General features: G+C 50.9%; 15 protein-coding genes. 8 read left to right on the top strand and 7 right to left on the bottom strand.

Annotated features, from left to right (window positions below):
- Positions 1–256: 256 nt before the first annotated feature.
- Positions 257–487 carry a DNA polymerase III subunit theta gene (locus H4F65_RS01725; protein WP_010275841.1) on the top strand — a complete coding sequence of 77 codons (231 nt, stop codon included), beginning with the start codon at positions 257–259 and terminating at the stop codon, positions 485–487.
- Between the two features lie 348 nt (positions 488–835).
- On the opposite strand, the gene H4F65_RS01720 is transcribed toward H4F65_RS01725, so the two are convergent.
- Positions 836–2887, bottom strand: coding sequence for a S9 family peptidase (locus tag H4F65_RS01720; protein WP_010275847.1), 2052 nt, complete (start codon positions 2885–2887; stop codon positions 836–838).
- Between the two features lie 200 nt (positions 2888–3087).
- Here H4F65_RS01720 and purT point away from each other — a divergent pair, with 200 nt between their 5' ends.
- Complete coding sequence (gene purT / locus H4F65_RS01715; RefSeq protein ID WP_010275850.1) at positions 3088–4266, top strand: formate-dependent phosphoribosylglycinamide formyltransferase; 1179 nt, start codon at positions 3088–3090, stop codon at positions 4264–4266.
- 313 nt (positions 4267–4579) lie between these two features.
- Here the strand turns inward: purT and H4F65_RS01710 are convergent, their stop codons facing one another.
- Complete coding sequence (locus H4F65_RS01710; RefSeq protein WP_010275853.1) at positions 4580–5221, bottom strand: bifunctional 4-hydroxy-2-oxoglutarate aldolase/2-dehydro-3-deoxy-phosphogluconate aldolase; 642 nt, start codon at positions 5219–5221, stop codon at positions 4580–4582.
- 171 nt (positions 5222–5392) lie between these two features.
- Positions 5393–6868 carry a glucose-6-phosphate dehydrogenase gene (gene zwf, locus H4F65_RS01705; protein ID WP_010275855.1) on the bottom strand — a complete coding sequence of 492 codons (1476 nt, stop codon included), beginning with the start codon at positions 6866–6868 and terminating at the stop codon, positions 5393–5395.
- Between the two features lie 383 nt (positions 6869–7251).
- Here zwf and H4F65_RS01700 point away from each other — a divergent pair, with 383 nt between their 5' ends.
- Together H4F65_RS01700 and pyk are read left to right on the top strand one after the other, a co-directional pair.
- Positions 7252–8121: a MurR/RpiR family transcriptional regulator gene (locus H4F65_RS01700; RefSeq protein WP_010275858.1), complete on the top strand. Its 870-nt coding sequence runs from the start codon at positions 7252–7254 to the stop codon at positions 8119–8121.
- 258 nt (positions 8122–8379) lie between these two features.
- The gene (gene pyk / locus H4F65_RS01695) at positions 8380–9822 is read left to right on the top strand and encodes a pyruvate kinase (protein WP_010275861.1); all 1443 of its coding nucleotides are present in this window, start codon (positions 8380–8382) and stop codon (positions 9820–9822) included.
- A 153-nt stretch (positions 9823–9975) separates the two neighbouring features.
- Here pyk and lpxM read toward each other — a convergent pair whose 3' ends face one another.
- The 3 genes from lpxM to znuA all read right to left on the bottom strand — a co-directional run bounded on the left by lpxM (position 9976) and on the right by znuA (position 13471).
- Positions 9976–10947, bottom strand: coding sequence for a lauroyl-Kdo(2)-lipid IV(A) myristoyltransferase (gene lpxM, locus H4F65_RS01690; RefSeq protein ID WP_010275864.1), 972 nt, complete (start codon positions 10945–10947; stop codon positions 9976–9978).
- 187 nt (positions 10948–11134) lie between these two features.
- Positions 11135–12457 carry a murein DD-endopeptidase MepM gene (gene mepM, locus H4F65_RS01685; RefSeq protein ID WP_010275867.1) on the bottom strand — a complete coding sequence of 441 codons (1323 nt, stop codon included), beginning with the start codon at positions 12455–12457 and terminating at the stop codon, positions 11135–11137.
- Between the two features lie 12 nt (positions 12458–12469).
- On the bottom strand, positions 12470–13471 hold the full coding sequence (gene znuA / locus H4F65_RS01680) for a zinc ABC transporter substrate-binding protein ZnuA (RefSeq protein ID WP_010275869.1): 1002 nt from the start codon (positions 13469–13471) through the stop codon (positions 12470–12472).
- A 76-nt stretch (positions 13472–13547) separates the two neighbouring features.
- Here znuA and znuC point away from each other — a divergent pair, with 76 nt between their 5' ends.
- Together znuC and znuB are read left to right on the top strand one after the other, a co-directional pair.
- Positions 13548–14306 (top strand): zinc ABC transporter ATP-binding protein ZnuC, encoded by a 759-nt coding sequence (gene znuC / locus H4F65_RS01675; protein ID WP_010275871.1) that lies wholly within the window; start codon positions 13548–13550, stop codon positions 14304–14306.
- Complete coding sequence (gene znuB, locus H4F65_RS01670; RefSeq protein WP_010275874.1) at positions 14303–15088, top strand: zinc ABC transporter permease subunit ZnuB; 786 nt, start codon at positions 14303–14305, stop codon at positions 15086–15088. The genes znuC and znuB overlap by 4 nt, the downstream gene beginning before the upstream one ends.
- A gap of 70 nt (positions 15089–15158) precedes the next feature.
- Here the strand turns inward: znuB and H4F65_RS01665 are convergent, their stop codons facing one another.
- The gene (locus H4F65_RS01665; RefSeq protein WP_010275876.1) at positions 15159–16118 is read right to left on the bottom strand and encodes a LacI family DNA-binding transcriptional regulator; all 960 of its coding nucleotides are present in this window, start codon (positions 16116–16118) and stop codon (positions 15159–15161) included.
- 460 nt (positions 16119–16578) lie between these two features.
- On the opposite strand from H4F65_RS01665, the gene H4F65_RS01660 reads away from it, so the two are divergent.
- Both H4F65_RS01660 and H4F65_RS01655 read left to right on the top strand, forming a co-directional pair.
- Positions 16579–17907 carry a PTS cellobiose transporter subunit IIC gene (locus H4F65_RS01660; RefSeq protein WP_010275877.1) on the top strand — a complete coding sequence of 443 codons (1329 nt, stop codon included), beginning with the start codon at positions 16579–16581 and terminating at the stop codon, positions 17905–17907.
- 158 nt (positions 17908–18065) lie between these two features.
- Positions 18066–18371, top strand: a complete 306-nt coding sequence (locus tag H4F65_RS01655) for a PTS lactose/cellobiose transporter subunit IIA (protein ID WP_141209932.1) — start codon at positions 18066–18068, stop codon at positions 18369–18371.
- Positions 18372–18421 lie beyond the last annotated feature (50 nt).

The raw sequence follows: 18421 nt of genomic DNA, 5'->3' as shown, positions 1-18421 counted from the left end.
AACAGGTTAACATTTATGTTATTGATATTTATTATCACTTAAGTCTTAGCGTAAATATATTATTGCGAATCATTGTTATTATCAAAAATAACAGCCACGAGTGATATGATGTATGGCACGTTTGTATTAAAAATGATTCCCATTTCGTAATGAGAATAATAAACATCCACATGATAAGGTGAACGCTTGCCATTTTCCTGTCACTACTTTACCGTGACACGCATCAGTCTGTGGCCAATAAGCAGGAGAAAACGGTATGGGATACAATCTGGCAGAATTGTCCAAAGAAGAGATGGATAAAGTTAACGTAGACTTGGCGGCGTCAGGCGTGGCCTTCAAAGAACGTTACAATATGCCGGTCATTCCCGAGGTCGTTGAGAGAGAGCAACCCGAGTACTTGCGTGACTATTTTCGCGAACGCGTGATGTTTTATCGCCAGCGCTCACTGCAGTTCTCTCGCTTACCCTACGAACCGAAGTCTAAGTAGGCTTATTCCCTTCATTCCAATCTACGACGACCTTCCCGTGGAAAACATCCCTTTCCACGAGTTACATTCGTACACAGCAAAAACGATTTTCTGCTTGCATATCGGCCCGCACAAGAGGTTAATGGAGTGGCAACCTACCCTTTTATCACGCGAGGCAAGATATGAGTAAAGGTCTGGATAGCAAAAAGAACAGTAAGAAGAAGCCCCTGAAAACGGCCGCTGAAAAACGGGCCGATAAAAGGGCAAAGAAACCGCAGGCTGATATTACCTGAGTCGTGATATGACCTAAGTAATGTGCCATGCCGATCGGGTAAACCCGAAAACGGGTTTACCCTCATAACCAACGCGTTATTCGTGCGCTTCCTCAACCATTTCAAGCACCATCAGCAGGAAAGCATATTCCAATGCAATATCATCATAACGTTTAAAACGACCGGATTTTCCACCGTGCCCGGCATCCATATCGGTGTATAGCAGCACCAGACGATCGTCCGTTTTAACTTCCCGTAATTTCGCCACCCACTTTGCAGGTTCCCAATACTGAACCTGAGAGTCGTGTAATCCGGTAGTCACCAGCAAATGCGGATAGCGTTGCGCGGTAATACCGTCATAGGGGCTATATTGCTTGATGTAGTCATAATAGATTTGTTCATTCGGATCGCCCCACTCGTCATACTCGCCGGTTGTCAACGGGATAGACTCATCCAGCATTGTCGTCAGCACATCAACGAAGGGAACCTGAGCAACAACGCCCTTAAATAGATCGGGAGCCATGTTCACTACCGCGCCCATCAATAGCCCGCCCGCACTGCCCCCCATGGCAAACATGTTGTTTCTGTCGCCATAACCTTTTTCTATCAATGCCTGAGACACATCGATGAAATCGGTGAAGGAATGCATTTTATTGAGCAGGCGACCATCGTCGTACCACTGCTGACCTAGCTCACCGCCACCGCGAATGTGTGTTAAGGCAAAGACAAACCCTCTGTCCAGCAGACTCAGACGGCTAACGCTAAAATCCGGATCCATGCTATGGCTATAAGCGCCATAGCCGTAGACCAGTATCGGGTTCTTGCCTGGGCTGAAATGATCGCGATGATAAACGAGGGAAACGGGAACGTCGACGCCATCTCGAACCGTGATCCACAAGCGCTCGCTCTGGTAATTGTCCGGTGAGAAATCTTTCACTTCGGCTTGTTTAAGTAACTGCTGCTCGCCTGTGTCCAGATTCAATTCATACAGCGTGCTGGGCGTTGTCATTGATGAATAGCCATACCGCATCAATGCCGTTTCTGGCGTAGGGTTGTACGATAACCACGTCACATAGCTCGCATCATTAAAGGCGATCGCTTTTTCTTCCTGCGTCTGCCAGTGAATCTGGCGCAAGCGTGTCAAACCGCGCTCCCGTTCTTCAACCACCAGCCAGTCACGGAACAGTTCAAAACCTTCCAGTACGCGGTGTGCATGTGGTGCAATCAGCGTTTCCAGCGTTTGCTCATCGGGCCTATCCGAACGGTAGAGTCCAAAATTTTTCCCTTCCCGATTGGAGCGCAGATAAAACTTATCCTGATAGTGATCGATGCCATATTCATGATCTTTTCGACGTGGAATGCCTACCTGCGGCAACGCATCCGGGCGCGTCGCGTCAAGCAACAACACCTCGCTCGTCGTCGTGCTACTGAGATAAATGGTGATGTAGTGCTCTGATGTCGTTTTACTCAGGCTGACATAATAGGTGTCGTCTTTCTCTTCATAGACCAGCTCATCCAACGCCGGATCGCTTCCCAGACGGTGGCGATAGACCTGATATGGCAACAGCGTTTGCTCATGTTTGCGCACGTAATACAGAACCGTCGAATCTGCCGACCATTCCGCTCCAGCGGTCACATTTTCGATCACATCCGGTAACCACTCACCGCTGTTCAGATCGCGAAAACGAAGCGTGTACTGCCGACGGGATAAAAAGTCCTCCGAAAGCGCCAGCAGCGTGTTGTCAGGGCTAACCTCAAGCGTGCCGAGACTGTAAAATTCATGCCCTTCCGCACGTTGATTCCCATCCAGCAGCGTTTCCCACACGTCTGTTGCCTGCTCAGGCTGGCGCAGATAGATGGCGTACTCTTTCCCCTGCTCATAGCGGCTTTGGTAGCGATAACCCTTTCTGACATACGGCACAGACATATCCGTCGACGGAATGCGTTTAACCATTTCGTCATACAGTGCCCGCTTGCGTGCTTCATGAGGTGCCATGACGGCTTCGCTATAGGCGTTTTCCTGCTTCAGATAATCCAACACCTGTGGATCGGTACGCTGGTCATCACGCAGCCAGTAATAATTGTCGATACGCGTATCGCCATGTGTACTTAGTGCATGGGGTCTTTTTTCAGCTTGCGGTGTCTTCATGGCGTCGGATCTCGTTGTCTTGACATAAAATTTTCGCTTTGCAAGAAGAGTGGCACGATTGCCCGGCAATGCCAAGCCACGGCCTTATCTCTTGGTGCGCTTTTGCGCATCGCATTCCACTGCCTGCCCTCATTAATGCGCACGCAAACGTTTTCGTTTATACTGCGGCCATTTTTCACAACCCGATCAGGTATAAGGTTATGTTAACAATTGGAACCGCCCTGCGTGCGGATGCCACACGAGTGATGCTGCTTGGCTCCGGTGAATTAGGCAAAGAAGTGGCGATTGAGTGTCAGCGCCTGGGAATCGAAGTGATTGCGGTCGATCGCTATGCCGATGCCCCCGCTATGCAGGTTGCGCATCGCAGCCACGTCATCAATATGTTGGATGGCGATGCATTAAAAGCGTTGGTTGAAGCCGAACGTCCTGATTACATCGTGCCAGAAATCGAAGCCATCGCAACCGACATGCTGGTGACGCTGGAAAAGCAGGGTCACCATGTTGTTCCTTGTGCGGAAGCGACGCGCCTGACGATGAATCGCGAAGGTATCCGTCGTCTGGCTGCTGAAACGCTCGGCGTTCCCACTTCCACCTACCGTTTTGCCGACAGCGAAGAGAACTTTCGTCAGGCGGTAGAGACGATTGGCTATCCCTGTATTGTTAAGCCGGTCATGAGTTCCTCTGGCAAAGGGCAAAGCCTGATTCGCTCTGCTGAGCAATTAGATCAGGCGTGGCACTATGCCCAGCAGGGTGGACGAGCAGGTGGCGGACGCGTCATCGTGGAAGGACTGGTTAATTTTGATTTTGAGATCACCTTACTGACGATCCATGCAGTTGACGGCATTCATTTTTGTGCGCCGATCGGTCATCGACAGGAAGACGGCGACTATCGTGAATCCTGGCAGCCACAGCAGATGAGCGCACTGGCGCAGGAACGCGCGCAGAAAATGGCCAGCGATGTGGTGAAAGCACTCGGCGGCTATGGCCTGTTCGGCGTGGAGCTGTTCGTCTGCGGCGATGAGGTTATTTTCAGTGAAGTCTCCCCTCGCCCGCACGATACCGGCATGGTGACGATGATTTCTCAGGATCTGTCCGAGTTTGCGCTGCACGTACGTGCTTTCCTGGGGCTGCCCATTGGCGCAGTTCGTCAGTATGGCGCCTCGGCTTCCGCCGTGATTTTACCGGAACTGGATAGCAACAACGTGCGTTATCAGGGGCTGGAAAGCGCACTGCTGCCTCATACGCAAATTCGCCTGTTTGGTAAACCGGACATCAGCGGCAAGCGCCGTATGGGTGTCGCGTTAGCCAGTGCGGAAACCACGGATGATGCGGTAGCCATCGCCAAGCGCGTTGCAGCGGGCGTAAAATTTAGCGGCTGATACATTCATTAATCGCAGAATGACGGGCAAGGATGTCCGTCATAAAAAAACGTAGGGAACATTTTTCAACGTCGCTTGCGACGGCCCGGAGGGTGACGGACAAGAATGTCCGCCATAAAAAAACGTAGGGAACGTTTTTCAACGTCGCTTGCGACGGCCCGGAGGGTGACGGACAAGGATGTCCGCCATAAAAAAACGTAGGGAACGTTTTTCAACGTCGCTTGCGACGGCCCGGAGGGTGACGGACAAGGATGTCCGTCATAAAAAAGGCCACTCGCAGTGAGTGGCCTTCGTCATTCAGTCACGAGCAAACTTAAGCTTTTGCACCCGCAACGGCTTCACGCGCCAGTTCAGTAATACGTGCGTAATCACCGCTTTCCAGCGCGTCGTTTGGCACCAGCCATGAACCACCCACGCATAGCACGCTTTTCAGCGCCAGATAGTCGCGGTAGTTATTCGGCGTAATGCCACCCGTTGGGCAGAAACGAATCTGAGCAAACGGACCTGCGATCGCCTGAAGCGCTTTCACGCCGCCGTTAGCTTCCGCTGGGAAGAATTTGAACTCACGCAGGCCGTAATCCATACCCAGCATCAGTTCAGATACGGTGCTGATACCCGGGATCAATGGGATGTTGCCTTCCGTTGCGGCTTTCAGCAGCGGCTCGGTCAGGCCTGGGCTGATGGCAAACTGCGCCCCCGCCTCAACCACCGCAGCCAGTTGCTCAGGGTTTGTTACCGTACCCGCACCCACGATAGCTTCCGGTACTTCTTTGGCAATCGCGCGAATCGCTTCGATGGCACAGTCGGTACGCAATGTCAGTTCCAGAACGCGAACGCCGCCCGCGACTAACGCTTTTGCCATCGGCACCGCGTGTTCCAGTTTGTTGACCACAATCACAGGAACAACGGGACCCGTTGTCAAAATCTGTTCCGCGCTCGTTTTCCAGTTTTTCATCAAAAATTATCTCCAGTCATGCCCGAAGGCATCATTAATTATATAGCGCGCCCCTGCCACAGGGATCTGCGTCGCCACAGATGTCCGACCGCACCGTGAGCCATACATTAAAAACTGTGGAAGGCCGACCGTTCTCGGCCAGCCCCCCATTACTGACGTATTACCAAAAAATTACTCAAACTCATTCCAGGAACGGCCATCGCGGGTAATCATCGCCACGGATGCCACCGGCCCCCAGCTTCCTGCCTGATACGGCTTCGGTGCATCGTTGTCCATTGCCCACGCATCCATGATGGAGTCCACCCATTTCCAGGCTTCTTCAACTTCATCACGACGGACAAACAGCGCCTGAATCCCACGCATTGTTTCCAGCAGCAGACGCTCGTAAGCATCGGCCAAATGCTGCTGATTAAAGGTTTCCGAGAAGCTCAGATCCAGCTTCACCGTTTGCAGGCGGTGCTTATGCTCTAACCCCGGAATTTTGTTCAGAATCTGGATTTCCACACCTTCATCCGGCTGCAAGCGAATGATCAGCTTGTTCTGCGGCAGTTGTTGGTAGGAATCATGGAACAGGTTCAGCGCAGGGTTCTTAAAGTACACCACCACTTCTGAACATTTGGTCGGCAGGCGTTTACCGGTACGCAGGTAAAACGGCACACCAGACCAGCGCCAGTCATCGATATCAACGCGAATCGAGACGAAGGTTTCCGTGCTGCTGCTTTTGTTCGCGCCCTCTTCTTCCAGATAGCCCGGCACTTTATGTCCCTGAACAAAACCAGACGTGTATTGGCCGCGAACGGTGGTTTCATGCACGTTGGAGCGATCGATACGACGCAGTGAACGCAGCACTTTCACTTTTTCATCACGGATGCGGTCGGTCGTCAAATCAGACGGCGGCGACATCGCAATCATCGTCAGAATCTGTAATAGGTGGTTCTGGATCATATCGCGCATCTGGCCGGCTTTATCGAAATACCCCCAGCGCCCTTCAATCCCGACTTCCTCAGCTACCGTGATCTGCACATGGTCGATCGTCCGGTTGTCCCAGTTTGAGGAGAACAGAGAGTTGGCAAAACGCAGCGCCAGCAGGTTCAGAACGGTCTCTTTACCCAGATAGTGGTCGATGCGGTAAACCTGACACTCGTTAAAGAATTCCGCGACCTGATCGTTAATGACGCGAGAAGACGTCAGATCGGTACCCAGCGGTTTTTCCATTACCACGCGCGCGGGCTCTTTATTAAGCCCTGCGGTTCCCAACCCTTTGCAGATCGCACCGAATGTACTCGGCGGCATGGCAAAATAGTTGATGGTGGTACGATTTTTCTGGTCAAGCATCTTGCCCAGCTTGTTGAAGGCTTTGGTATCTTCCACATCAAGATTGCAGAAATCCAGACGACTGCTTAGCGTTTCCCACAACTTTTCGTCGATGGCTTCTTTCATAAAGGTGTCAAGCGCTTCGCGCACGACGCGGGTATACTCCGCTTTATCCCAATCCGCACGGCCCACCCCGATAATTCGGGTGTCCGCATGGATGTGACCTGCTTTTTCCAACTGGTAAAGGGAAGGCAGCAATTTACGGCGTGCCAGATCGCCCTTAGCTCCGAAAATAACCAGATCGCACGCTTGGGCTGTTGAAGTTACCGCCATGTTCATCTCCTCGTTGCAGGATGCTGTAATTTTATTACAGCGATAATGTACTCTTTTTGACTACAGCCAGTAAACCCATCATAAAAATGCCAAATAATGGTCGGGATTGACTGAAAATCATGCATGAATCGGTCTGGGCAGTGGCTGAAATCACTTATGCATTCGCCCTAAAACGAAATTTTTCGTCGTTTCTGACAGTCGATTACTTTTCTGAAAGTTAGACACATGTCATGTTCTGGCAAAAAAAGGACCCAACTTAGCCTGTTGCCCTCTGCCAACCACTACAGGGTCGTAGTATATTTTCACGACTTACATTTTTTCACGTAATGCATGCCAGTGTACCTTTAGTTGAAATTGGAAAAAACTTACATGGCCCTTGTCGTATGAATATGCTGGAAAAAATCCAGAGCCATCTGGAACTCTTGAGCAAATCAGAAAGAAAAGTGGCTGAAGTGATACTGAGCACGCCACAAACAGCCATTCACTCCAGCATCGCGACCCTAGCCAAAATGGCCGATGTCAGCGAGCCAACGGTTAATCGTTTCTGTCGCCGCCTTGAAACTAAAGGTTTCCCCGATTTTAAACTACATCTGGCGCAAAGTCTGGCAAACGGTACACCGTATGTGAACCGTAACGTTGAAGAAGATGACAGCGTTGATGCCTATACCAGTAAAATTTTTGAATCCGCCATGGCTGGCCTGGAGCAGGTAAAATCCAGTCTGGATGTCACCGCCGTCAACCGCGCCGTGGATTTGCTGACACAGGCGAAGAAAATCTCTTTCTTTGGCCTGGGCGCTTCCGCCGCTGTCGCACATGATGCGATGAACAAATTTTTCCGCTTCAATATCCCCGTCGTTTATTTTGATGACATCGTTATGCAGCGTATGAGCTGTATGAATTCCAGCGACGGCGACGTCGTGGTATTGATCTCCCACACGGGCAGAACCAAAAGTCTGGTCGAAATGGCACAGCTGGCACGCGAGAACGACGCGACCGTTATCGCCATCACCTCGGACGGTACGCCGCTGGCGCGTGAAGCGTCGTTGGCCTTGCGACTTGATGTGCCCGAAGATACCGATGTCTACATGCCGATGGTGTCCCGCATCGCTCAGTTAACATTGATCGACGTTCTGGCGACGGGGTTCACGCTGCGCCGCGGGGAAAAATTTCGTGATAACCTGAAACGGGTCAAAGAGGCCCTGCGTGAATCTCGCTTTGATAAAGACGAGCGATTGATTAATCCCTTCAGGTGATAGATAAGTTTTACATTGTGCTTTGTTTTTGAGTTATATCTATGAAAAATGAGCGGTATCATCTACCCCTTCATCTTGATATGGTCACAGACTACAGGCATGGAAAGATGGCAGGGATTACCTGTACAGTATGATAATCAGACTCAACACGATGTTCGGATAACGCAGGTGAAATAGTTTTGTTGTAAAGTGACATTTTGCACCGTTATTCGACGCTTAATCGCAACACTGCAGCTTCACAAGTGAACGGAGTTATACATGTCCAGACGGCTCAGAAGAACCAAAATTGTCACCACCCTGGGGCCCGCTACCGACCGTGATAATAATCTCGAAAAGATTATCAGTGCGGGCGCGAACGTAGTACGCATGAATTTTTCTCACGGCACAGCAGAAGACCATCTATTACGTGCCAACAAAGTTCGTGAAATTGCGGCTAAATTAGGCCGCCATGTTGCCATTCTTGGCGATCTACAGGGGCCAAAAATTCGTGTTTCTACCTTCAAAGAAGGTAAAATTTTCCTGAATATCGGCGACAAATTCTTGCTGGATGCCAACTTAGCGAAAGGCGAAGGCGATAAAGAAAAAGTCGGGATCGATTACAAAGGCTTGCCGGGCGACGTGGTACCTGGCGATATCCTGTTACTGGATGATGGCCGAGTACAGTTGAAAGTCCTTCAGGTCGAAGGCCTGAAAGTGTATACCGAAGTCACCGTTGGCGGTCCGCTGTCCAACAATAAAGGCATCAACAAACTCGGCGGCGGTCTGTCTGCCGAAGCCCTGACGGAAAAAGATAAAGCCGACATTATTACTGCCGCAAAAATTGGCGTCGACTATCTGGCCGTCTCTTTCCCTCGTACCGGTGAAGATCTCAATTACGCACGTCGCCTCGCGCGTGATGCGGGTTGTCACGCCAAGATCGTATCAAAAGTTGAACGCGCTGAAGCTGTCTGCTCAGATGCCGCAATGGATGACATTATTCTGGCTTCCGACGTGGTAATGGTGGCGAGGGGCGATCTGGGCGTTGAAATCGGCGACCCAGAGCTGGTGGGGATTCAGAAGAAGCTGATCCGTCGCGCCCGTCAGTTGAACCGTGCGGTCATTACCGCTACGCAGATGATGGAATCGATGATCACCAACCCGATGCCAACGCGTGCAGAGGTGATGGACGTCGCTAACGCCGTGTTGGATGGCACCGATGCCGTGATGCTGTCGGCGGAAACCGCTGCGGGCCAATATCCGGCTGAAACCGTCGCGGCCATGGCGAAAGTGTGTTTAGGCGCAGAGAAGATCCCAAGCATCAATGTCTCCAAGCACCGTCTTGACGTACAGTTTGATAACACCGAAGAATCCATCGCGATGTCTTCCATGTACGCCGCCAACCACCTGAAAGGGGTGACGGCGCTGATCGCCATGACGGAATCGGGTCGTACCGCCCTAATGATGTCCCGTATCAGTTCCGGTCTGCCGATTTTCGCGATGTCTCGTCATGAGCACACGCTGAACCTGACCGCGCTGTATCGTGGCGTTACGCCCGTGCATTTCGACAGCTACACGGACGGCGTTGCTGCCGCCAATGATGCAGTGATCCTGCTGCGCGATAAAGGGTTCCTGATGTCTGGGGATCTGGTCATCGTCACACAGGGTGACATCATGGGGACCGTGGGCACCACCAACACGATCCGCATCCTGCGCGTGGAATAATCATTGTCACAACCGTCCGCGGCTGAGTTAGCGGACGGTTGTGATAGCGCGAAGCGTTAGACCCAAAAAGTGTGATAGCAAAAAGCCGGACGATTTCTCGTCCGGCTTTTTTATCTCTGCGGCCTATCAGCCTGCTGTTATCAACTGTATAAACTAGTCGCGGTATAAATCATCCCGGCAGTACGGTTCAATTTCACCCGGCTTGCGGGTTTTCAGCAGTTTCAGAATCCAGGTGTACTGCTCAGGATTCGGTTTGACCAGAATTTCCACTTCTTCGTTCATACGCCGTGCAATGTATGTATCATCCGCGTCCGCCAAGTCGTCCATCGGCGGGCGAATAAACACATCGAGGCAACCGTCTTTAGCGTTATATACCGGGAACAACGGCACGATGTCAGCGCGGCACACTTTCATCAATCGTCCGACGGCAGGCAGCGTTGCCTTATAGGTCGCAAAGAAATCAACGAATTCGCTGTGCTCCGCGCCGTGATCCTGATCGGGCAGATAATAGCCCCAACACCCAGAGCGCACGGAGCTGATAAACGGTTTAATACCATCATTACGAGCATGGATGCGGCCACCAAAACGACGACGTAACCGATTCCACCAGTAGTCCACCAGCGCATTCTTCTGGTTGTGGAACATGGCCGCCATACGTTGGCCGCGTGAGGTCAGCAGCATCGCAGGGATATCAACACCCCAACCGTGCGGAACCAGAAAAATCACGTTCTTTTCTTGTTCTTTAATACGTTCCAGGATGTCTTCGCCATGCCAGCGAACGTATTTTTCGATTTTCTTCGGATTACGAATTCCCACTTCCACCATCATGATCATCGACTGAGGAGCCGTCGCAAACATGTCATCGATGATAGCTTCGCGCTGTGCTTCCGTTAATTCCGGCATGCAATACAGCAGATTAATGCGGGCACGGCGGCGTGCGCCTTTGGATATTCTCCCAACAAAACGCCCCAATCCACCCAGTACCGGATTTCTTAATCGCGCGGGAACATAGGCAGCAAGCGCCATCACACCAACGCCTAACCAAACGCCCCAATAGCGCGGATGAAAAAAGGCGCGTTGAAACTGAGGAACAAATTCAGCGTTCGATTTTTTTTCTTTTTCCATGCCTAAACTCTTCAGATCAATCAATAAACATAATCATAATTGCCGCTCGGCGTTTAGCAACACCGACGACAGTTACGCAAAAACACGTTTGCTCGATAATAAAAAATCAGGAATCTGTGTTTTATCAAATGTTCTATAAATGAAAATGCCGGCAGCAAGCCACCGGCATAACATGCAGTCAGTAGAATTAATCAAACTTAAGCTGCGGTACGACCTCTTTCACCTGCGCCAGATAATCACGACGCTCTTTACCCGCCAGCCCTTCAGAGCGTGGCAGTTTAGCCGTTAACGGGTTTACTGCCTGCTGGTTGATCCAGAATTCGTAATGCAGGTGCGGGCCGGTAGAACGACCCGTGTTACCGGATAACCCGATGCGATCGCCACGTTTCACTTTCTGTCCCGGTTTCACCAGGATACGATGCATATGCATGTAGCGCGTGGTGTACTGACGACCATGACGGATGGCAACATAGTTTCCTGCTGCACCGCTGCGTTTCGCAATCACGACTTCCCCATCCCCCACGGCAAGAACCGGTGAACCGACCGGCATGGCAAAATCGACACCTTTATGCGGTGCGACGCGCCCTGTTACCGGGTTCAGACGACGTGGATTAAAGTTGGAGGAAATACGGAATTGTTTCATGGTTGGGAAACGCATAAAGCCACGCGTCAAACCGGAACCTTCACGATCGTAGAATTTACCGTCTTCTGCACGAATCGCGTAATAATCTTTGCCACCGGTATTCAGACGGACGCCGACCAGTTCGCTCTGCTCACTTTTACCATCGAGCATTTCGCGGGACATCAATACAGAGAAGGTGTCGTCTTTGCGTAATTTACGGAAATCCAGCTGCCATTGCAGCGCTTTGATCACGTCCCGTACTTCTGTGCTGGTCAAACCGGCGTTTTTTGCACTGCTAACGAAGCTACCACTGACTCGGCCATTCAGAACGCTATTGCGCCACTCGCCTTTCAGCGTCTCAATGCGCTCTTTAAAATCGTTACCCACGCGCTCATAAATGCGTGTTTCACGGCGGGACATCTGCCAGGTCAAACTTTGCAGGTCACCGTTTTCTGCCAAAACCCATGAAATTTGCTGACCGATCTTCAGGTTCCGCAAATCTTTATTCTGCTCGGCGAGCTGGGTGACATCCGCGATATCAATGCCGTACTGCGTCAAGATGCTGCTTAAGGTATCGCCCGTAGAGACCACGTACTCATGTACGCCGCCTTCATCGGCAACCTTATCATCCAGCTCATCTTGTGGAATTTCGTCATCCGGCGAGGGTTGGTCTATCGGTTCACTGGCTTCAGGCGTCAGCGTACGTAGTTGGCTGGTTTCCAGATCGATATCTTTCACAATGACAGGGGCATCATCGACGTGGGGATAAACAAAAGGCCGCCAAACGGCAACGGCCAATGTTACAACGGTAAGCGACCCCAGCATGACGCGATGGGGCCGAGGTAAGCTGTTATACGCCAGAGCGATAGTTCGGACTATCTGCTGCACTTATTCGTATCCTCATGATTTTTCCTCCAGACAGCTCACATACTGGTTCGATAGCTGCAACAAGAAATCGGCATAGCTATCTCTACCCAGTGCAATATTGCTTCCCAATGGATCGAGTACACCCGAGCGCACGTCAGTTCCCTTGGCAACAGCATTAATAACGGCTGGCCTGAATTGTGGTTCAGCAAAAACGCATACGGCTTTGTGCTCAACCAACTGTGTTCGTATTTGATGTAAACGCTGTGCTCCGGGTTGGATTTCGGGGTTCACCGTGAAGTGACCCAGGGGGCTTAACCCATAGTGTTTCTCAAAATAACCATAGGCATCATGGAACACGAAATACCCTTTACCCTGCACAGGCGCTAGCATCTTAACAATTTTTTCATCTGCTTGCCCGATTTTATCCGTGAAATAAAGCAGATTCGCGTCTAGTTTGTCCTTATTCTGAGGCATAAGTTCCAATAATTTTGCATGAATGGCAATTGCCGCCTGTTTTGTCATCTCCGGCGACAGCCAAATGTGCATATTGTACTCACCATGATGGTGGCCATCGTCGCCGTCATCATGGGCGGCATGGCTATGATCGTGCCCCTTTCCATGGTCATCATGCGCCTGTTCATGGTCATCCTCATGATCGTGTCCGGCTTCTTTTTCCAGCTCAGATTTAATCGCTGGCAGCGCAGAAAGCGTAATCTGCTTTTCAGGCGAAACTTTCGCTAACGGCTTTCCGAGAAAGGCTTCCATTTCCGGCCCCACCCAAATCACCAATTCTGCGGACTGTAAACGCTGGACATCAGACGGGCGCAAGGCATAATCGTGAGGCGACGCACCATCAGGTAACAAAACCTCAGTTGGCGTCACGCCATCGGCAATAGCCGACGCAATGAATCCCAAAGGACGAATTGACGTAATGACCGCAGCGGATGCCGCGCTGATTGACATCCCGCTTGCGAGTAGCGCGCTGGCAACAAACACACTTTTTAACCATTTTTTTTGCTGAATAGATTGCTGCATGAAAGTCGATCCCATCGATTTTTATGGTGTTGTTTGTTATATTATAACGTTACATGGGTTATGCAAACCGAATTCTATGTCCACACTGGTATCACTTAATAATATTTCAGTTACATTTGGCAGCCGAAAGGTTCTGTCAGATATCTCTCTTACCTTGCAGGCAGGACGAATTCTGACGCTGCTCGGGCCGAATGGCGCAGGGAAATCGACGCTGGTGCGCGTGGTATTGGGTCTACTGTCCCCCACCTCCGGCTCATTGGTACGGGATCCCGCTTTGCGTATCGGCTACGTTCCGCAGAAGCTGCATCTGGATACCACCTTGCCCTTGACCGTCAGCCGTTTTATGCAGCTGCGCCCCGGCGTGAAAAAGCAGGATATTTTACCGGCGCTTAAGCGAGTTCAGGCTGCACATCTGCTGGAACAGCCGATGCAGAAACTTTCCGGTGGCGAAACCCAACGTGTGCTGTTGGCACGCGCGCTGCTCAACCAGCCCCAACTGTTGGTACTGGATGAGCCGACGCAGGGGGTCGACGTCAATGGGCAACTTGCGCTGTACGATCTCATTAACCAATTGCGGCAGGAATTTCACTGCGGCGTACTGATGGTGTCACACGATCTGCATTTGGTGATGGCGAAAACCGATGAAGTCCTGTGCCTTAATCAACATGTTTGCTGCTCCGGCACGCCTGAGGTCGTTTCGCTTCATCCCGAATTTTTAGCGATGTTCGGCCACCGCGGCGCGGAGCAATTGGCGATTTACCGCCACCATCACAATCATCGTCACGATCTGCAAGGACGTATCATTTTGAAAAGACAAGGTGGAAACGACGCATGATAGAACTGCTGTTTCCCGGTTGGCTGGCGGGGATTTTACTGGCGATTGCGGCAGGCCCGCTCGGTTCATTCGTCGTCTGGCGACGGATGTCTTACTTCGGTGACACGCTGGCGCACGCGTCTTTACTCGGCGTCGCCTTCGGCCTGCTGCTGAACATCAACCTGTTCGCTGCCGTTATTGCCGTGACGCTCATTCTGGCGTTGGGGCTTGTTTGGCTGGAGCGACGCCCCTATCTTGCTATCGATACGTTACTCGGCATCATGGCACACAGCGCTCTGTCGCTTGGATTGGTGGTCGTCAGCCTGATGAATAACGTGCGCGTGGACTTGATGGCTTATCTGTTTGGCGATTTGCTCTCTGTCACAACAGAGGATCTGTGGGTGATCGCCTCTGGCGTCATCGTTGTGGTGGCCATTATGTGCTGGCAGTGGCGCGCATTACTTTCTATGACGATCAGCCCAGAGTTGGCGCACGTGGATGGCGTGAAGCTACAGCGCACCAAGCTGCTCTTGATGCTGACCACCGCGTTAACAATTGGTATCGCCATGAAATTTGTTGGGGCGCTGATCATTACGTCACTGCTGATTATTCCTGCGGCAAGCGCCAGACGCTTCGCACGGACACCGGAACAAATGGCAAGCATCGCGATTATTGTGGGAATGATTGCCGTAACGGGCGGTTTGGCCTTTTCAGCTGGCTACAATACGCCCGCTGGGCCGTCTGTGGTGCTGTGCGCATCGCTGCTGTTTATTGTCAGCCTGATTAAGCGACAACCCGCCTAGATAATCAATAACAAAAAGCCCTTCCGAATACGTGATTCAGAAGGGCTTTTGAAGACCGCACGGACAGCGTTTATTTCCGGTTAGCCATATCTGGAATGATTAAATCACCCCGCAAAACATACGATCCCAGCACGTCCTGCGTTTTCTCATTGAGCCAGGACACGATTCTGGCCGCCACCGCATCCATCGAATATTCAATGGCCGGTATCGCCGGAATGCCCGGAATATCGAGAGACCCCGCCAGGCTGAATACCATGATGTCTTTTGGCACGGATTTGTTAAACGCTTGAAGCTGCGTAATAACCCGTTTGGCTTCCAGCTCATCCGCCACCAGAAGCGCATTGAAATTCAGCGTCGTGCTGTTATTGAGCAACACTTGTAGTGCCACCGACGACGATGAAGATGCATCCATAAAGATCAGGTTGCGGTTGAACGGTAAGAAGTTATTTTCCAGCGCCCGCTTATACCCCAAAAGCACCTGCTCCGCTGAACTGCTGGCGGCGGGATTGATCAGCGCAATTTGCCGTCTTCCCTGTCGAATTAGGTAATTACATGCGGTTTCCGTGGCGAAAGCGTGATCGAATTGCAGGCTATTCGTGGTATCCGTTTCCATACAATCGATCAGAATAATGTTCTTATCGGCCAGATTCAGTGGAAAACGCGCACCGATGATTAAAATGTCATCACACAGGCCGCTGGTCAGCTCATCAAGCACGCTCATCACTTCAGCCCTGCTGCTGGCAAAGCGCAGCAAGAGATGCTTTTGATGTCGGCTAAAGTGCTTTTCCAGCGCATAAAGGTAGCCGGTCGTCTGGTTGATGTTGTCCTGAGCGCAAATGACGCCAATACATCCGGTTGATTGACTTAACAGCGATTGGGCGATGACATTCGGCCGATATTTAAGCTCATCAACCGCTTTTAACACCGCAAGGCGGCTTGCTTCCTTTACGCCGCGTGAACCACTCAACACACGGGAGACTGTGGCTTTAGACACCCCAGCTAAACGCGATACATCGTTGATTGTAGACATCATTTGCCCCTGGAAAACGCTAAATCTGACTCAAAACCCTGAATACCAACCGCGCATTGCGTTGCCTCGCAGTATAACCGTTTCTATCCAGCATGGAAACCGATTATCCGTTTAACATCCAATGCGTATTTCTACCAATAAGATGTGACGTAAATCTAATTAATACCGCCAGAAATCATCACATCTTGACGGTCATCACACTTCTCTTTTCTTTGCATGGAAAACGGTTTCCATATGATATCCAATCATATTAGCAATAACTTTTTACATTGTGCGTGGCGGAAAATGCGGTCCGCAGCGGAAGAAAGATAACAGGTATAGGCTCACGTTTATAAAAGACTGCCACACGCGACATTTCCGTAAGATATCTAGAAACAATGGGTTACGGCGTACAACGTGGCGATAACATACTGGGTGACGATCTGTCGCTGCTATGGCGATACACGAAAAAGGTGTTCACATGAGTTCCGTATATCAATCAATGATTGCCGCTATCGAACAATCGATTACCCCGCTGGCTGGGCGTTTAGGGCAACAAAAGTATGTGATCGCTATCCGCGATGGCTTTACCGCCGCGCTACCTTTTATGATCATCGGCTCATTTATGCTGGTGTTTATTTTCCCTCCCTTTTCCGCCGATACTACTGTCGGATTCGCCCGTACCTGGCTCGATTTTTCTATCACCTATCGCGCACAGCTGATGCTGCCTTTCGAGCTGAGTATGGGGCTCATGACCTTTTTCATCTCCGTGGGTGTGGGTGCCAGTTTGGGGCGACAGCTTAATCTCGATTCCGTCATGTCCGGCCTGCTGGCGTTTATGGCTTTCCTGCTTGTCGCCGCGCCTTACGCCGATGACAAGCTTTCCACCGAGTATCTGTCAGGACAAGGGATCTTCACCGCCTTACTGACGTCTATCTATGCCACCCAAGTTTATGCGGCGCTGAAAAAGCACAACATTACTATTCGCTTACCGAAAGAAGTCCCGACGGGGGTCGCTCGCTCGTTTGAAATCCTCATTCCCGTGTTAGTGATCGTCGCAACGCTGCATCCGCTCAATCTCTTCATTGCAGCGCAAACAGGCATGATCATTCCCGAAGCGATTATGCACCTGCTGGCACCGCTGGTGTCCGCCTCAGACTCGCTGCCTGCCATCCTTCTGTCCGTGCTGCTGTGTCAGCTTTTCTGGTTTTCGGGGATTCACGGTTCGCTGATTGTCACAGGCATCATGAATCCATTCTGGATGACCAATCTGGCCGTGAATCAGGCTGCGCTGGCAGCCGGTGAAGTCTTGCCACATATCTATTTACAGGGATTTTGGGATCACTATCTGTTGATTGGCGGCGTCGGTTCGACGCTACCGCTGGCATTTCTGCTGTTACGCAGCAAGGTTACGCACTTGCGCACCATCGGCAGAATGGGCGTCGTACCCAGCTTCTTTAACATCAACGAGCCGATCATGTTCGGCGCGCCCATCATCATGAATCCAATGCTGTTCCTCCCCTTTGTCTTCGTACCGATGGTTAACGCCGTGCTGGCTTACACTGCAACCAAGATGGGATGGCTGGCGCAGGTAGTGTCGTTGACGCCGTGGACAACACCGGCTCCCATTGGTGCATCGTGGGCTGCAAACTGGAGTTTCAGCCCGCTAATTATGTGCCTGCTGTGCATGGTGTTTTCCGCGCTGATGTATTTGCCGTTCCTGCGGGCTTATGAACGCACATTAATGAAAACCGAGGAACAAAAAATACAGGGCGACCTGTCACTGACGAAAACAGTGAGCAGTAATTAATGGGGTTAATAAAAACAGCAATAGATATTAAATAGAAAATAAAGCGTTCAGGGTCGGATGTTTTTATTATTCACATTCACCGACCTAAACGACATTCAAGAGCGCGGCATAGAAAATACATGCTGCGAATATTCGTTCACATAAAAATAGGTCATATGATGATTACATTAGAAGATGCAGTAATGGAAATTATCGTCAATGCTGGACAATCGCGCAGCCTGTGTTTTGAGGCGCTACACGCCGCGCGCAAAGGCAACATTGATGAAGCCAAAAATCTGCTGAAGGAAGCCGATGGTTATGCGCGTAAAGCCCACCAGATGCAGACCCAGCTGATTGAGCAGGATGCAGGAGAAGCCAGACAGCCGATGACGTTAATTATGGTGCATGCTCAGGACCATTTAATGACATCATTACTCGCTCGCGAATTATCTGAAGAAATTATTCATCTTTACCAGAGACAATAGTTCATTTTAATACCCTTATAGGGAGGGTCGATTACGTCAGTTATTTAATT

Source organism: Pectobacterium brasiliense, assembly GCF_016950255.1.
GTDB lineage: Bacteria > Pseudomonadota > Gammaproteobacteria > Enterobacterales > Enterobacteriaceae > Pectobacterium > Pectobacterium brasiliense.
This window is presented reverse-complemented; position numbering and strand designations above follow the sequence as displayed.

What these genes read in the sequence shown, in the direction of transcription:
- H4F65_RS01725 (WP_010275841.1), top strand. Translation starts at nt 257, where the DNA reads ATGGGATACAATCTGGCAGAATTGTCCAAAGAAGAGATGGATAAAGTT.
- H4F65_RS01720 (WP_010275847.1), bottom strand. Translation starts at nt 2,887, where the DNA reads ATGAAGACACCGCAAGCTGAAAAAAGACCCCATGCACTAAGTACACAT.
- purT (WP_010275850.1), top strand. Translation starts at nt 3,088, where the DNA reads ATGTTAACAATTGGAACCGCCCTGCGTGCGGATGCCACACGAGTGATG.
- H4F65_RS01710 (WP_010275853.1), bottom strand. Translation starts at nt 5,221, where the DNA reads ATGAAAAACTGGAAAACGAGCGCGGAACAGATTTTGACAACGGGTCCC.
- zwf (WP_010275855.1), bottom strand. Translation starts at nt 6,868, where the DNA reads ATGGCGGTAACTTCAACAGCCCAAGCGTGCGATCTGGTTATTTTCGGA.
- H4F65_RS01700 (WP_010275858.1), top strand. Translation starts at nt 7,252, where the DNA reads ATGAATATGCTGGAAAAAATCCAGAGCCATCTGGAACTCTTGAGCAAA.
- pyk (WP_010275861.1), top strand. Translation starts at nt 8,380, where the DNA reads ATGTCCAGACGGCTCAGAAGAACCAAAATTGTCACCACCCTGGGGCCC.
- lpxM (WP_010275864.1), bottom strand. Translation starts at nt 10,947, where the DNA reads ATGGAAAAAGAAAAAAAATCGAACGCTGAATTTGTTCCTCAGTTTCAA.
- znuA (WP_010275869.1), bottom strand. Translation starts at nt 13,471, where the DNA reads ATGCAGCAATCTATTCAGCAAAAAAAATGGTTAAAAAGTGTGTTTGTT.
- znuC (WP_010275871.1), top strand. Translation starts at nt 13,548, where the DNA reads ATGTCCACACTGGTATCACTTAATAATATTTCAGTTACATTTGGCAGC.
- znuB (WP_010275874.1), top strand. Translation starts at nt 14,303, where the DNA reads ATGATAGAACTGCTGTTTCCCGGTTGGCTGGCGGGGATTTTACTGGCG.
- H4F65_RS01665 (WP_010275876.1), bottom strand. Translation starts at nt 16,118, where the DNA reads ATGTCTACAATCAACGATGTATCGCGTTTAGCTGGGGTGTCTAAAGCC.
- H4F65_RS01660 (WP_010275877.1), top strand. Translation starts at nt 16,579, where the DNA reads ATGAGTTCCGTATATCAATCAATGATTGCCGCTATCGAACAATCGATT.
- H4F65_RS01655 (WP_141209932.1), top strand. Translation starts at nt 18,066, where the DNA reads ATGATTACATTAGAAGATGCAGTAATGGAAATTATCGTCAATGCTGGA.